The sequence below is a fragment of the Bordetella genomosp. 11 genome, assembly GCF_002261215.1.
GTDB lineage: Bacteria > Pseudomonadota > Gammaproteobacteria > Burkholderiales > Burkholderiaceae_B > Bordetella_C.
In genome coordinates this window covers 648,088-662,351 of sequence record NZ_NEVS01000001.1, presented here as the reverse complement: position 1 = coordinate 662,351, position 14,264 = coordinate 648,088, and the positions used below count along the sequence as shown (strand labels likewise).

General features: G+C 64.0%; 11 protein-coding genes. 6 read left to right on the top strand and 5 right to left on the bottom strand.

Annotated features, from left to right (window positions below):
* Positions 1 to 109 precede the first annotated feature (109 nt).
* Positions 110 to 397: a co-chaperone GroES gene (locus CAL28_RS02935; protein WP_094839898.1), complete on the top strand. Its 288-nt coding sequence runs from the start codon at positions 110 to 112 to the stop codon at positions 395 to 397.
* A gap of 38 nt (positions 398 to 435) precedes the next feature.
* The gene (gene groL / locus CAL28_RS02930; RefSeq protein WP_094839897.1) at positions 436 to 2,088 is read left to right on the top strand and encodes a chaperonin GroEL; all 1,653 of its coding nucleotides are present in this window, start codon (positions 436 to 438) and stop codon (positions 2,086 to 2,088) included.
* 103 nt (positions 2,089 to 2,191) lie between these two features.
* Here groL and CAL28_RS02925 read toward each other — a convergent pair whose 3' ends face one another.
* Positions 2,192 to 3,628, bottom strand: a complete 1,437-nt coding sequence (locus tag CAL28_RS02925) for a hypothetical protein (RefSeq protein WP_094839896.1) — start codon at positions 3,626 to 3,628, stop codon at positions 2,192 to 2,194.
* Positions 3,629 to 3,936: 308 nt separating this feature from the next.
* Between CAL28_RS02925 and CAL28_RS02920 the strand changes: the two genes are divergently transcribed.
* Both CAL28_RS02920 and CAL28_RS02915 read left to right on the top strand, forming a co-directional pair.
* The gene (locus CAL28_RS02920; protein ID WP_094839895.1) at positions 3,937 to 5,094 is read left to right on the top strand and encodes a C45 family autoproteolytic acyltransferase/hydolase; all 1,158 of its coding nucleotides are present in this window, start codon (positions 3,937 to 3,939) and stop codon (positions 5,092 to 5,094) included.
* 71 nt (positions 5,095 to 5,165) lie between these two features.
* A complete protein-coding gene (locus CAL28_RS02915) occupies positions 5,166 to 6,713 on the top strand; it encodes an ABC transporter substrate-binding protein (protein ID WP_094840596.1) in 1,548 nt (515 codons plus the stop codon).
* A gap of 13 nt (positions 6,714 to 6,726) precedes the next feature.
* On the opposite strand, the gene CAL28_RS02910 is transcribed toward CAL28_RS02915, so the two are convergent.
* Positions 6,727 to 7,116 (bottom strand): nuclear transport factor 2 family protein, encoded by a 390-nt coding sequence (locus CAL28_RS02910; protein ID WP_217906524.1) that lies wholly within the window; start codon positions 7,114 to 7,116, stop codon positions 6,727 to 6,729.
* Positions 7,117 to 7,465: 349 nt separating this feature from the next.
* Positions 7,466 to 8,359 carry a LysR family transcriptional regulator gene (locus CAL28_RS02905; protein ID WP_176463851.1) on the bottom strand — a complete coding sequence of 298 codons (894 nt, stop codon included), beginning with the start codon at positions 8,357 to 8,359 and terminating at the stop codon, positions 7,466 to 7,468.
* A 119-nt stretch (positions 8,360 to 8,478) separates the two neighbouring features.
* Between CAL28_RS02905 and CAL28_RS02900 the strand changes: the two genes are divergently transcribed.
* Both CAL28_RS02900 and CAL28_RS02895 read left to right on the top strand, forming a co-directional pair.
* Positions 8,479 to 9,444, top strand: coding sequence for a tripartite tricarboxylate transporter substrate binding protein (locus CAL28_RS02900; RefSeq protein ID WP_094839893.1), 966 nt, complete (start codon positions 8,479 to 8,481; stop codon positions 9,442 to 9,444).
* A 7-nt stretch (positions 9,445 to 9,451) separates the two neighbouring features.
* A complete protein-coding gene (locus tag CAL28_RS02895; protein WP_094839892.1) occupies positions 9,452 to 10,696 on the top strand; it encodes an NAD(P)/FAD-dependent oxidoreductase in 1,245 nt (414 codons plus the stop codon).
* 1,252 nt (positions 10,697 to 11,948) lie between these two features.
* Here the strand turns inward: CAL28_RS02895 and CAL28_RS02890 are convergent.
* On the bottom strand, positions 11,949 to 13,493 hold the full coding sequence (locus CAL28_RS02890) for an ABC transporter substrate-binding protein (RefSeq protein ID WP_440588363.1): 1,545 nt from the start codon (positions 13,491 to 13,493) through the stop codon (positions 11,949 to 11,951).
* A 109-nt stretch (positions 13,494 to 13,602) separates the two neighbouring features.
* Positions 13,603 to 14,229 carry a GntR family transcriptional regulator gene (locus tag CAL28_RS02885; RefSeq protein ID WP_094840593.1) on the bottom strand — a complete coding sequence of 209 codons (627 nt, stop codon included), beginning with the start codon at positions 14,227 to 14,229 and terminating at the stop codon, positions 13,603 to 13,605.
* Positions 14,230 to 14,264 lie beyond the last annotated feature (35 nt).

Below are 14,264 nucleotides of genomic sequence, written 5' to 3'. Positions count from 1 at the left end.
TGAACCCTTCGGAACCGCCCCTATAATTAGCACTCGCCGCCGATGAGTGCTAACACCCCGGCGGCCCCTAGAGACAATCCCCTATCGTACCGAACTACAGGAGTTCTTCATGGCCCTGCGTCCTCTGAATGATCGCGTGATCATCAAGCGTCTGGACAACGAGCGCAAAACCGCCTCGGGTATCGTCATCCCCGAAAGCGCGGCCGAAAAACCTGATCAAGGCGAAGTCATCGCCGTTGGTCCCGGCAAGCGCACGGAAGACGGCAAGGTTCTGCCGGTTGACCTGAAGGCTGGCGACAAGGTGCTCTTCGGCAAGTATTCCGGCCAGACCGTGAAGGTCGATGGCGAAGAGCTGCTCGTCATCCGCGAGGAAGAAATCCTCGCCGTGATCCAGTAATTCCCCATCCCGATACCGAATTCCAGTAAGGAAACACTATGGCTGCCAAGCAAGTCCTGTTTGCCGATGACGCCCGTGTGCGCATCGTGCGTGGCGTGAATGTCCTCGCCAACGCTGTCAAGACCACCCTGGGCCCCAAAGGCCGCAACGTCGTGCTGGAGCGCTCCTTCGGCGCCCCGACGGTGACCAAGGACGGCGTGTCCGTCGCCAAGGAAATCGAACTGAAGGACAAGTTCGAGAACATCGGCGCCCAGCTGGTCAAGGACGTTGCGTCCAAGACCTCCGACAACGCCGGTGACGGTACCACCACCGCGACCGTGCTGGCCCAGGCCATCGTCCAGGAAGGCCTGAAGTACGTGGCCGCCGGCTTCAACCCCATCGACCTGAAGCGCGGCATCGACAAGGCCGTTACCGCCGCCGTCGAAGAGCTGAAGAAGCTGAGCAAGCCCGTCACGACCAGCAAGGAAATCGCCCAGGTCGGCTCGATCTCGGCCAACAGCGATGCCTCGATCGGCCAGATCATCGCCGACGCGATGGACAAGGTCGGCAAGGAAGGCGTCATCACCGTCGAAGACGGCAAGTCGCTGGACAACGAACTGGACGTGGTCGAAGGTATGCAGTTCGACCGCGGCTACCTGTCGCCCTACTTCATCAACAACCCGGACAAGCAAGTCGCCGCGTTGGAAGACCCCTTCGTTCTGATCTTCGACAAGAAGATCAGCAACATCCGTGACCTGCTGCCCGTGCTGGAGCAAGTCGCCAAGTCGAGCCGTCCGCTGCTGATCATCGCCGAAGACGTCGAAGGCGAAGCGCTGGCCACCCTGGTTGTGAACAACATCCGTGGCATCCTGAAGACCACCGCCGTCAAGGCGCCTGGCTTCGGCGACCGCCGCAAGGCCATGCTGGAAGACATCGCCATCCTGACGGGCGGCGTGGTGATCTCCGAAGAAACCGGCATGTCGCTGGAAAAGGCCACGCTGCAGGATCTGGGCCAGGCCAAGCGCATCGAAGTGGGCAAGGAAAACACCACCATCATCGACGGCGCTGGCGACGGCAAGTCGATCGAAGCGCGCGTCAAGCAGATCCGCGTCCAGATCGAGGAAGCCACCTCGGACTACGACCGTGAAAAGCTGCAAGAGCGCGTGGCCAAGCTGGCCGGCGGCGTGGCGGTCATCAAGGTCGGTGCCGCGACGGAAGTCGAAATGAAGGAAAAGAAGGCCCGCGTCGAAGACGCCCTGCACGCCACGCGTGCCGCGGTGGAAGAAGGCGTGGTGGCTGGTGGTGGCGTGGCCCTGCTGCGCGCCAAGCAAGCCATTGCCAACCTGAAGGGCGACACGCCTGACCAGAACGCCGGTATCAAGCTGATCCTGCGCGCCGTCGAAGAGCCGCTGCGCACGATCGTCACCAACGCCGGCGAAGAAGCCAGCGTGGTCGTGAACACCGTGCTGAGCGGCAAGGGCAACTACGGCTACAACGCCGCGACCGGCGAGTACGCCGACCTGGTCGAGCAAGGCGTGCTGGATCCGACCAAGGTGACCCGCACCGCGCTGCAGAACGCCGCGTCCGTCGCCAGCCTGCTGCTGACGGCCGAGGCCGCCGTGGTCGAGCTGGTCGAAGACAAGCCCGCTGCCCCGGGTGGCATGCCCGGCGGCATGGGTGGCATGGGTGGCATGGGCGGCATGGACTTCTAAGCAAGTCCTATCCGCTGGCCCCGGCCTTGCCGGGGCACTTGCTGCAAAAAAGCCAGGTTCATCGCGAACCTGGCTTTTTTATTTGCGGCAAGGGCCGCCGCGCTTATCGGCGCGAGGCCGGGGTGTATTCGTTGGGAACCGAATAGTCGGGAACGAAGGCAACCAGCGCATCGTACGGCCGCGAGCCGTCCATGGGCTGCCGGGACGCGTTCCCCACGCCCATGCGCGTCTGTACCGAGCGCCACATGCTCGCCATCCCCTGCACTATCCCCCGCCCCAGGCGCTGGCGCGGTTGCGCGGCTTGCGACGCGGCGTCCTCGGCCGGCGCCTGCGTGGCGCGCGGGCCTACCGCGGCAGTGCTTGCAGCGTCGTTCCGCGAAGCGATACGAGACGGCGGCGCGGCAATGGCGTGGACCGGATCCTGCGGGTGTTCCGGGCTGGACTGGCCTTCAATGGCGTGGCTGCCTTGGATGCTGTGGCAGAACTCTTCGCTCGCGACGCGGCGGCTCAACCAATTGCGCGCTATCCAGTAGGAATCCAGGCCGAGCTTCTTGCCCAGCGTGTCCCGTGCCGCGATCAGGTCGACGAAGGCCGAATAGAGCGGCTTGCCCGACTCGGAAAGGCCGCGCTGTATGCAGCGGCGCGACAGATCGCCTTCGTCGAACAGCCATACCACTTCGCCCTTGCGGGTGGTGGTCAAGCCGGACTTCCCCTTGCCTTCCGCGACGATCAGGGTGCCGCCTTTTCTGGCGCACACCGCAAGATCGTCGAGAACGAGCCGACCGGCCATGTGCCGGCCGATTTCGCGCAAAACGTTCAGGACCTCGTCCTGTCGAAGACCCAGTTCTTTGCTGACGCGTATGGAGAGATCGTCGCGCAGGCGCACGGACGTCGTTTCCCCCTTCCAGACCGGCAGATGATAAGGACGTGCCGCGTTCAGGGCCTGCCTGCGGCCATTCGAGGCGGACACCGGATCGACGGGTATCGTAGATCCCGACCCCGCGGGAGGGGGAGGCGCCGTGCGCGCGGCATCGGAGGCGAAGACGTGTTGGGAGTTAATGGCCATCAGTTGGTGGCAGAGCTCGATCAGGCCATCCTCCACCTTCCTGTATTGGGCGGGATAGTCCGTACTGCGCGGATCCAGGGGAAGGCACAAGGGATCCCATAGGCAACGGCCGTTGTCCAGCTGTACGGCCGGCGAGGCAGGACGCGGCGGCGATGCTGGCGCGGCCTCGGCGGGGCCGGCATCGGTATCCGGGGGGAGGACGAAATCCAGCACCGGGTAAACGCGGTGCCGGTCGCCGAGCGCGGTGAGCCTGTCGAACAGAAGCCGGCCGGAATCCTCCGCATAGATCAACCTGAGCCGCTCCATGTACTCCCCACGATGGCGGGCGTATTCGGGGCTTACGAGCGTGGTGAACAGCCCGTCGAGATTGTCTTCGATATACCCGTCCCGGTTTATCGCAACAGGCTGCGCGGCGGGCATCACGAGCATATTGGCCACGGTGCCGGTCAGGGATAAGGTGGGATTCAGGGGCATGTTGATCTCCGATGATTAAAAGGAAGACGACAGGGCAAGCAGTTCGTCGGGGTCCCGCGTGCCGGCGTCCGATACGTGAATCGCGCCCATACGGCCCGATTGCGTACATCGGCGATCCCGGCCGTTCCCCATACGGTTCATCATTCGGATCAATCCGGGATCGAGGAAGCGGGAAGGCGGATGCTGGGATAATCCCCGATATTTTTGGCGCCAATTTGGGATAAACTTTTCCGCTACCCCACCCCGCCACGGATGCGCCGCGCCGACGCCCCGGCGGCGCCCCCCTCCCCCGCCTACCCGGATATGCCATGCCCACCACGCCCGAACAGTTCCCTTTCATTTCCGTGGCCGGAAAGCCCTACGAGCGCGGCCTGCAGTACGGCCGCGCGGCGGTGGACCGGGTGCGCAAGAGCGCGGCGATGTATGGCCAGACGCTGGTCACCCTGGGCTATGACGGCGCGGCGCGCAAGCGGCTGGTCGCATCCTTCGCCAAGGAGATCGAGGCCTACGGCGCCCACTACATCGAGGAGATGCGCGGGATCGCCGACGGCGCCGGCGTGTCGCTCGAAGACATCGTGATGATCAATGCGCGCACCGAAGTGGTTGCCAAGGCACGCGCCGAGAAAAAGAAAGCCGCCGAACTGGAGCCGGGCGACGGCTGCACGGGTGCGCTGGTGCTGCCCGAGCGCTCGGCCACCGGGAACCTGCTGCACGGGCAGAATTGGGATTGGCGCGCGGAATGCGCGGAGACGTCCATCGTGCTGCGAATTCGCCAGGACGATGGCCCGGACATGCTGACCTTCGTGGAAGCAGGCGGCCTGGCGCGCAGTGGATTGAACAGCAAAGGCATCTCGATTACCGCGAACTACCTGGAATCGGACCGCGACTTCACGCAGCTGGGCGTGCCGCTGTCGCTGATCCGCCGCAAGGTGCTGGAACAGCAGCACTTCGCGCTGGCGATCAAGGCGGTGGCAACGACGCCGAAATCCTGCTCGAACAACATCATGCTGGGCATGGCGGACGGTTTCGGTATCGACTTCGAATGCACCACGGACGAGGCTTTCCCCATCTATCCGGGGGAAGACGACCTGATCGTGCACGCCAACCACTGGGTCAGCGAGGTGGCCCTGTGCAAGCTGCGCGATACCGGCCGCGCCAGCACCCCGGAAAGCCAGTACCGCGATTGGCGCGTGCGCCGATTGTTGAACAAGCGCGAAGCGCTGACGCGCGACGATCTTCGGGCGGCCTTTTTCGACGATTTTGGCGCGCCCTATTCGGTATGCCGGCCGCCGCGGCCGGGCAGCCACGACAACCTGTCCGCCTCCGTCGCGATGGTCGTGATGGAACCGGCGGTCGGCGAGATGGACGTGGTGCCTTTGCCGGCGCTCAACCGCGTGTACACGCGCTATAGCCTCTCCGCCGAGCCGCAGGTATTTACCTACGGCCAGACGGCCGGCGCCCGCTAATAGCCAGGAGCCTGCGCATGAGGATAGCCACCGTATCGTCCCGCGTGAAGCGGGTGCTTGCCCCCGCCTGGATGGCCGCGGCGGGGATGGCCCTGGCCTGGGCGGCGGCCCCGGGCATCGCGCGCGCCGCCGATGCCCCGCCGCTGCGCATCGCGATGACCGCCGACATCCGGTCCACGGAGCCCGGGGTGAATCGCGACGCCAACAGCGATATGGTGGCACTGCATATCGTCGAAGGGCTGGTGGCGTTCGGCGAACATGCCGAGATCAAGCCGCTGCTGGCCAAGTCCTATACCATCGGCGACGACGGCAAGACCTATACCTTCACGCTGCGCGACGGCGTCCTGTTCCAGAACGGGGCGCCGCTGACGGCGCAGGATGTGGTGTGGAGCTGGAACTACTTCATGAACCCGAAAACGGCTTGGCGCTGCCGTGGCGATTTCGATGGCAGCGGCGCGGCGAAGGTGACGTCGATCGAAGCGCCCGACGCGCATACGGTGGTGTATCGCCTGGACAAGCCCTATGGGCTGTTTTTGGCGTCGCTGGCACGTCCCGATTGCGCCGGCAGCGGCGTGGTGCACCGGGATTCGCTGAATGCGGATGGCAGCTGGAATAAGCCGATCGGCACGGGCCCTTTCATGCTGAAGGAATGGAAGCGCGGGCAGTACATCAGCCTGGCCAGGAACCCGCACTACGCCAACCAGGATGGCAAGCTTGACGGCTTTACCGGTTCGAAGCGGCCGCTGGTGGATGAGGTGCGCTTCATGATCGTGCCGGACGACGCGACGGCGAAGGCGGCCCTGCAGCGCGGCGATATCGATATCATCCAGGACCTGTCGTACACCGATGTGAAGCCCATGCAGGCGGTGCAAGGCGTGAAGGTGGCTTCGTCGCCGGTGATGAGTTTGACCGGATTGCTGATGCAGACGCGCGATCCCCTGCTGTCCAACGTGAAGCTGCGGCAGGCCATCGTGCATGCGATCGATAATGCGCAGCTGGTGGCGGCTGTGGGCGACGGGCTGATGCAGCCCAGTACGTCGATGGTGCCTTTGATTTCGTCGTACTACGACAAGGCGCAGCGGGAGACATGGAAGTACGACCCGGCGCTGGCGCAGAAGCTGGTGCAGGAGTCGGGATACAAGGGGCAGGAGATCGCGATTATCGCGACGAAGCGCTATCCGGAAGCGTATACGTCGGCGGTCATTATCCAGGCGATGCTGCAGGCGGTGGGGATCCATACGCGGCTGGAGGTGACGGAGTGGGCGACGCAGCTGGACCGCTACAACAGCGGGAAGTACCAGATGATGACGTTTCCCTATTCCGCGCGATTGGATCCGAGTCTGAATTACGAGATGATGTCGGGCAATAAGGATAAGCAGCCGCGCAAGGTGTGGGACGATCCGAAGGCGCTGGCGCTGATCGAGTCGTCATCGACGATCACCGATACGGCGCAGCGGCAGGCGCAGTTCGATGAGCTGCACAAGCTGTTCCTGGAGGATGCGCCGATGATGCCGTTGTTCAATGGCCTGGATGTGGGCGCATTCCGGGAGACGGTGAAGGGGTATACACCGTGGGCCTTGAAGCGGGCCCGCGCGTGGGAGGTGACGCGGAACCCATAGGCGGCGAGCGGCTTCAGCGCATGCGGACTTGGCCGAACTTGAACCAGGCGTGGGAGATTTTCCCTTCGGTGACGCGATAGATGGCGACGATGTCGACTTCGCCTATACCGTCGGGGAAGGTGCGGGTGACGACTTCCTGGTCCACCACCATGTCATCGACGGCGATACGGTTGATCAGTCTGGCATGCAAGGCTTCGTCCTTGAAGCGCTCGGTGTATCTGGCTCTGACCTGGTCGATTCCCGATGCGAGGAGTTTGTCGGGGAATTCGAAGTTGCGGCAGTCGTCGGACCAGTGCCGCATGTAGGCATCGATGTCGCGATTGTTGTAGTCGATCAGTTGTTGTTGGACTGCTTTCAGTATCCGGGGGTCGGGGCTGGCTGGCGGGACCATACGTATCTCCATGACGGCTTCGTGCAACGGATGAGTATCGTACTTTACGAACCGCGTGGAGTTGCGAGCCGGAGCGTGCGTTGGTGGTTGCTGGCTGCGGGTTTTTTGCCCGGCCGTCCTTCCTTCGGATTCCCTCGCGCGGCTCCAACGGGCTGGCCCTGACAGGCACCACCTCCAACGGACTGCGGTTTGCCTTAATTACGGTCGCCGCGACGATCTGGGTTCTTGCGCTTCGTGGATGGTGAATGCTGCCTTAGGAAGATCTTGCCGCGCGCGTCGATCGCTGGCCGCCCAGCGCGGCCAGCGATCGCCTACACGGTGCGGTATGCCGCGGATGCTTTCGGGCGGGACGGGGCAATCGTTAACGCTTTGCTTCCTGCCTCAGTGCGTCGGCGAATGCTTCGGCCAGGGACAGGCGAGCGCCCGGGGCGGGGAAGATGATCGCTGCCTGCGATGTCAGGGTTTCTTCCATGGGTTTTGCCACGACGCGCGGCCCGATGAAGGATTCGGCGGACCATTTCGAGACGATCGTCATGCCCGCGCCTGCCGCCACGAGCGCGCAGGCAAGCAATGAGTTCGGTGTCTCGAGGACGACATGTGCCGCCGCCCCGCGCTTGGAGAATGCGTCGTCGATCTGGAAGCGCAGAAAACCATGCTGCGATAGCAGGATCATGCGTTCGTCGACCAGATCGGCCACCGATACCTTGCGCCTGCGCGCCAGCCGGTGTCCCACCGGCATGACCGCCATCGAAGGTGCCGGCGGCAGCGGTTCGATGGCAATGGCCGACCGGGCGAGGGGCAGCTCGACAAGCCCGACGTCATATTGCCGCGTCGCCACCGATTCCGCGACTTGGCGGGACGGCATGCTTTGCGCGAATACCGTGACGTGGGGACGCGAGGCCAGGAATGCGGCCACGGCTCGCGCGACCAGTCCCTGGGATAGCGCAGGCATTGTGGCGATACGCAAGGCGCCGGCACGCTGAAGCCTAATGTCTTCCGCGACTTCCGCGATCCGATCGAGGCCGCCGTATATCGGTTCGATTTCACGATAGAGGACTTCCGCGTCCGGCGTGGGGCTGAGTCGCCGGCCGTGGCGTTCGAACAGCTTATAGCCCACCCGCATTTCGAGTAGCGCAATTGCCCGGCTTACCACGGGCTGGGTGACGTTCATCAACCGTGCGGCGGCGACGACCGTGCCGGTTTGCATGACCGAGTAGAAGGCCTCGACCTGTCTTAAGTTCAGTGCGGCTCGCATATATAGCATTTGAACATAAGCAGGATGGAAATTTCGATTTGTTCGATTGGCGCGCCGCGGTCATGATCGCCTGAAGGCACCATCCGGTGTCGGGAAAATCCAAGCACAAGGGAAATTCGATGATCAAAAGTGCGATGGCGGTGCTAAGCCTGTGTGCGCTCGTCGGCGTAGGGAACGCGCAAGCCCAGTCCTATCCTGAGCGGCCGATAAAGCTGGTCGTCGGGTTTTCCCCAGGCGGAGGCTCCGATACCACGGCACGCCTGCTGGCGACCGCTTTGGGTGCCAAGCTGGGGCAGCCCATCGTGGTGGAAAACCGGCCTGGCGCGAATACCATCATCGCCACGCAATACGTCGCGGGCCAGCCCGCCGACGGCTATACGCTGCTGTTTACGTCGGCATCCTTCGCCATCAATCCGGCGCTGCAGAAGCTGACCTACGACTCCGACCGGGATTTCGCGCCGGTGGCGCTGGTGGACACCATTCCGTTGCTGCTGGTCACCAACCTGGAGGTGCCGGTGAAGTCCGTCGGAGAGCTTATCGACTTGGCGAAAAAGCAGCCGGGCAAGCTCAGCTATGCCAGCTTCGGTATCGGTAGCGCGGCGCATCTGGCGTCGGAGCAGCTGCTTGCCATGACCGGCACGGACATGGTCCATGTGCCTTACAAAGGAAGCGCGCCGGCACTCGCCGATGTCATGGGTGGCCAGGTCACCATGATGATGCCTGGCATCGGATCGGCAGCCAGCCTGGTCAAGGGCGGCAAGCTTCGGGCGCTGGCCGTGTCGGGCAGCAAGCGGGCGACGGGAATGCCCGACGTGCCCACCATCGCCGAAGCCGGAGTGGCCGGTTTCGACGTGGTGACCTGGGAAGCGATTCTGGCGCCCGCGGGCACACCGCCGGCTGTGGTGGCGAAACTGAATAGCGCGCTGCGCGAGGTTCTGGCCATGCCCGCCATAAGGGACCAGATGATCCAGATGGGGGTGGAGCCCGACGGCACGAAATCGCCCGCCGAGGTCGCGGCGTACATAACGAGCGAAGGGAAGAAGTTCTCGACACTTATCCGTGAACGTCACATCGAGGCAAAGTGAGCGGACTATGCCCACGGGTCAAATCATCATCATCGGCGCGGGTATCGTCGGCGTGGCATCGGCGTTGTGGTTGCAGCGGTCCGGCTTTGCCGTCACCCTGATCGACCGCGGCGCGGTAGGAGAGGGAGCGAGTTTCGGCAACGCCGGGAATATCAGCCCCGGCGCGGTCGTGCCCTATACCATTCCGGGCGTGATCCGGCAGGCGCCGGGTTGGCTGCTCGATCCTGAAGGCCCGCTTGTGGTGCGGGCAGGCTACTTCCTGAAGGTGGCGCCGTGGCTTGCACGACTGGCTCGTTACAGTTCCACGGAAGAAGCGCTGAAGACGTCGCGCGCCATGCGGGTATTGCACGGCGATGCTTTCGAGGCCTACGACGCGTTGACGCGCGGGACACCCGCGGATGCACTGATCGATCGCTGCGGCCAGCTGTACGTTTCGGAACGGCCGCACGCTGCCCACGGGTCTTTACTGACCCAATTCATGCGGGAGGCGGCGGGCGTTAAGACAGTCGTGCTCGGCAAGGATGAAATCCGCGAGGTTGAACCGACGCTGGCGCCCATATTCTCCAGCGGCATGCTGCTGCCGGACAACGGCCGCGTGCGCAACCCGCACCAGCTTGTGCGCTTGCTGGCCGAAGATGCCCAACGTCACGGTGCGACGATCCTGCGCGGCAGGGTCACGGGCTTCCGGATAGACGCCGGGCGGGTCAAGGCTGTGATGGTGGACGGCCAGGCTCGCGCGGTGGAGCGCGTGCTGGTGGCCGCGGGCGCGGCGTCGGGCCCGCTGGCGGGCATGTTGGGCACTCCATTGCCGGTGGAGCCCGAGCGCGGCTACCACATCACTATTTCAGAGCCGGAGAGTATGCCCCGCATCCCGGTGACGAATGTGGATGCCAAGTTCGCGGTGGCGCCAATGAATATGGGTCTTCGGCTCGCGGGCACGGTCGAGTATGCCGGCTTCGACGCGCCCCCGAACTGGAAGCGTACGGCGCTGCTGGAAAAGCAGGCACGCCGGATGTTTCCCACTTTGAGCATGACGCACGTCACGCGATGGGCCGGCGACCGCCCCACTCTGCCGGACGGCTTGCCGGTGCTGGGCCGCGCGCCGGGCGTGGACAATGCTTATTTCGCCTTTGGGAATTCGCATTTCGGCATGACCGCGGGACCGGTCATGGGGCGGACGATTGCCCAGATCATCCGGGGCGAAGCGCCGTCCATCGATGTCGCCGCTTTTTCGCCGATGCGTTTTTGCTGAATCGCTTCGGGGCAGGCGATGTCGCGAGACGCCCCGGTCGATCGGTGATCCTGCTGCGTGCGGCACGCATCGACGCACGCGTCTTGTCCGTTGATCGTTGCTGTTGGCGCGTGTCTTGCTTGTGCCGTCCGTCGGGGGTGGTGCCTGTCGGGGCCAGCCCGATCGTCCGTCCCGGCGCGCGGGCGCCGGGCACCGCTACGCTAATCTCGTCCGGCGGGCGTTGGCTTGTGGTGTTCTTGGCGATGGCGTCCGCGCCACGCCTCCCTTCGATTCCGCTCGCTCGTCCTCAACGGGCTGGCCCCGACAGGCACCACCCCCGACGGACTCCGGTTTGCCTTATTCACCGTTCGCTGGGACGGGCTGCGTTCTTGCGCTTCGTCGATAGCGGATGCTGCCGGTGAAAGATTTTGTGGCGCACGTCGATCGCCGGCCGCCCAGCGCGGCCAGCGATCGCCTACACGGTGCGTCATGCCGCGGGTGCTTTCGTGCGACGGTCTTGTGTCTGGAGTGGATGCCGTTGCATTCGCGCATCCGTATGTGCCTTGGGCGAGATGGCCTACGAGCTGCGATGGTCAACCATACGCGACATGATGAACGTCGCGATATGGCAAACGAGCCGAGATGGTCAACGAAACACGACATGGGCTACGAGCGCGTGCGAGCCTGTGAGGATTCAGGGGTATCCGCGGCATCCAGAACCTGTGGGGGCGTCAGGATCTTTGCGCCTGCATGCCCCAGAACGTTGCATTCCACCGCCGTCGCCATCCTCACCGCCATTCGCATGCAGCCCGTCGCATTCAACCACCGCGTAGGCGCATCGGGGCCGCGCTGGGCGGCCCCGATGCGACGTGCAATGCAGAATCTTCCAGCGGCAGCATCCGCCCCCGACAAAGCGCAAGAACCAAACTCGTCGCAGCGACCGTAATTAAGGCAAACCGGAGTCCGGCGGGGGTGGTGCCTGTCGGGGCCAGCCCGTTGAGGCCGAGCGAGCGGAATCGAAGGAAGGCGAGGCGCGGACGCCATCACAAAGCACACCACCCGTGAACGCCCGCCGGACGAGATTAGCGTAGCGGTGCCCGGCGCCCGCGCGCCGGGACGGACGATCGGGCTGGCCCCGACAGGCACCACCCCCGCCGGACGGCACAAGCAAAATACCCGCGGACAGCGACCACCAACGAACGAGACCAGCAAGACACCCGCCAACAGCAACCATCAACGAACGCCATCAGCAAGCCCCAGCTACAGCAAGCGCCTATTCCCCCACGGAAGCCCCCCAGGCAAACGGCTTCCCCTCCCACACGGTAAAGCCCTTCAAGCGCTGGCTAACCCCCCAGGGCTGATTACCGTTCGACAACAGGATCAAGGGCGCCTGCGCCAGCATCAAGGGATGCAATTTGTCGAATATCGCCTGACGCTTCGCCGGATCCAGCTCCGAAAAACTTTCGTCGATCAGCGCCTGCGCCTGCGGATCGTCCCACACCTTCCGCGGCTGCTTATCCTTGTTCCCGGAAAACTGCTCGTAACTCAAGGCCGGATCCAGGCGAGAGGAATAGCTGAACGAACTGATCTGGTAATTCCCCTTGTTGTAGCGATCCAGCTGCGTCGCCCATTCCAGGACCTCGATCTGCGCGTTGATCCCGACCGCCTGCATCATCGCCTGCGCCATCACCGCCACCTGGTAGCTCGGCACGTGGGCGCGCTTGTTCGCGTAAATGACGATTTTCTCGCCCTTATACCCCGCTTCCTTCAGCAGCTTCTGCGCCAGCGCCGGATCGTAGTGATAGGCCTGCGCCTGCACCTTGTCGTAGAACGATGAATCCCGCGAAACCGCCGAGGCATTGGGCGTGCCCAGGCCCTCCGTCGCCGCCTGCACGATCTGCGGGATATCCAGCGACGCCGCGATCGCCTGGCGCAGCTTGACGTTCTTCAGCAGCGGATCGCGCGTCTGGAACAGCAGCGTGTGCTTGGCGGAGTCCGAGGCAACCTGGATGCGGATCTGCTTTTGCGACTTCAGCTCCGGCACATCGGTATAGGGAATCTGGCCGGCGTCGATCGCGCCGGACATCAGGCCCGCCTTGACGGTGGATGCGTCCGGAACGACCAGGAACTTGACTTCGTCCACCAGGGGTTTCTTGCTGCCCAGATAGCCGTCCGGCTTATCTCCCGGCGGGGACACATAATCCTTGAACGCCTTCAGCACGATGTACTCGCCGCGCTTCCAGTCGCCCAGCATGAAGGGCCCGGTGCCGATCGGTTTGTCCCAACTGCCGTCGGCCTTGACCGAGGCCTTGTTCAGGACGGCCGTCATGCCGCAATCGGTGCGCGCGAGCGTATCGAGGAACACCGCGGACTTGTGATTGAGCTTCATCACGAACGTCTTCGCATCGGGCGCGGACACCTCTTCCACTTTCAGGCCGTTGCGGCCGTCGAACTCCGTGCGGCAGCGCCAATCCGTGGCCGGGTCCATGTAGCGCTTCCAGCTCCACATCACGTCCGCGGACGTCATCGGTTCGCCATTGTGGAACTTGACGCCGTCGCGCAGGGTGAAGGTGTAGGTAAGCCCGTCCGGCGAAATGTCGATGGACTTGGCCAGCAGCGGCCCCACCGATCCATTGGCGCGGTAGCCCACCAGGCCTTCCACCATGTTCAGGACCACGCCGTCGGTCGTGTCGTCGCGATTGACTCCCGGATTGGTGGAGCGGATATCCGCCGGCTCGGAGATAACGTAGGACGAGGCATGGGCCACGCCCGCGGCGGCGAGGAAGGCGGCAGCCAGGGCGGCGCGCAGGTGCGGAATGGGCTTCACGGGAGACTCCTTTGGGGCGCTTCGAATTTAGACAATATTGGCGCCAAATTTGGGCATTATGAGGAGCGCGCCCCGTCCGCGTAACCCGGACTTTCCCGAGTCAGGGCATGGTTTGCATCACATGCTCGCGAATGATTTTCTGCAGGCGCTTGACGTCGCGCGCCTGGACTGCGGCGACGATATCGAAGTGTTCGCGCACCGATTTTTCGATGCGGGCGCGCGTCATCCATTGCGTGGCGGGCGCGGCGACCGCCCGGCTGCGCATATCCTGGATCAGGGCCACCAGCTCGCGGTTTGCGCACATGTCGTACAGCGCCTCGTGGAACTGCAGGTTGACCTCGTACTGCTGCAGCAGCGTGCCGGTCAGCACCAGTTGCTCGAAGCGTTCGGCCATGGCGCGCAGCTGCGCGACCTTGGCATCGGTGACCTGGGGCATCAGGTCGGCGGCGGCGCCGACTTCCAGCAAGGCGCGGATGTCGCGGATGTGGTTCTGGCGCGCTTCATCGATGGCGTGGACGTGGTAGCCGCGATTGGGCACATGCTCGATGACGCGCTTCTGGGTCAGGTGGTCCAGCGCGCGGCGCACGTCCAGCCGCTTGGCGCCGTAGCGTTCCTGCAGATCGATCTGCTTGAGCCACGCCCCCGTGCCGAACACGCCGGACTGGATATCGCGAGCCAGTTGATCGGCCAATGACGTCGGGCCGGTGGAAGCTGCCGTCTTCGGCATGATGAAGTTCCGTAATTGGGTCAGGCAGATTTTAC

Bases quoted from the DNA above. Each gene is read 5' to 3' on its own strand.
- CAL28_RS02925 (WP_094839896.1), bottom strand. From the start codon at position 3,628: ATGCCCCTGAATCCCACCTTATCCCTGACCGGCACCGTGGCCAATATG.
- CAL28_RS02935 (WP_094839898.1), top strand. From the start codon at position 110: ATGGCCCTGCGTCCTCTGAATGATCGCGTGATCATCAAGCGTCTGGAC.
- CAL28_RS02910 (WP_217906524.1), bottom strand. From the start codon at position 7,116: ATGGAGATACGTATGGTCCCGCCAGCCAGCCCCGACCCCCGGATACTG.
- CAL28_RS02920 (WP_094839895.1), top strand. From the start codon at position 3,937: ATGCCCACCACGCCCGAACAGTTCCCTTTCATTTCCGTGGCCGGAAAG.
- CAL28_RS02905 (WP_176463851.1), bottom strand. From the start codon at position 8,359: ATGCGAGCCGCACTGAACTTAAGACAGGTCGAGGCCTTCTACTCGGTC.
- CAL28_RS02900 (WP_094839893.1), top strand. From the start codon at position 8,479: ATGATCAAAAGTGCGATGGCGGTGCTAAGCCTGTGTGCGCTCGTCGGC.
- CAL28_RS02895 (WP_094839892.1), top strand. From the start codon at position 9,452: ATGCCCACGGGTCAAATCATCATCATCGGCGCGGGTATCGTCGGCGTG.
- groL (WP_094839897.1), top strand. From the start codon at position 436: ATGGCTGCCAAGCAAGTCCTGTTTGCCGATGACGCCCGTGTGCGCATC.
- CAL28_RS02915 (WP_094840596.1), top strand. From the start codon at position 5,166: ATGGCCGCGGCGGGGATGGCCCTGGCCTGGGCGGCGGCCCCGGGCATC.
- CAL28_RS02885 (WP_094840593.1), bottom strand. From the start codon at position 14,229: ATGCCGAAGACGGCAGCTTCCACCGGCCCGACGTCATTGGCCGATCAA.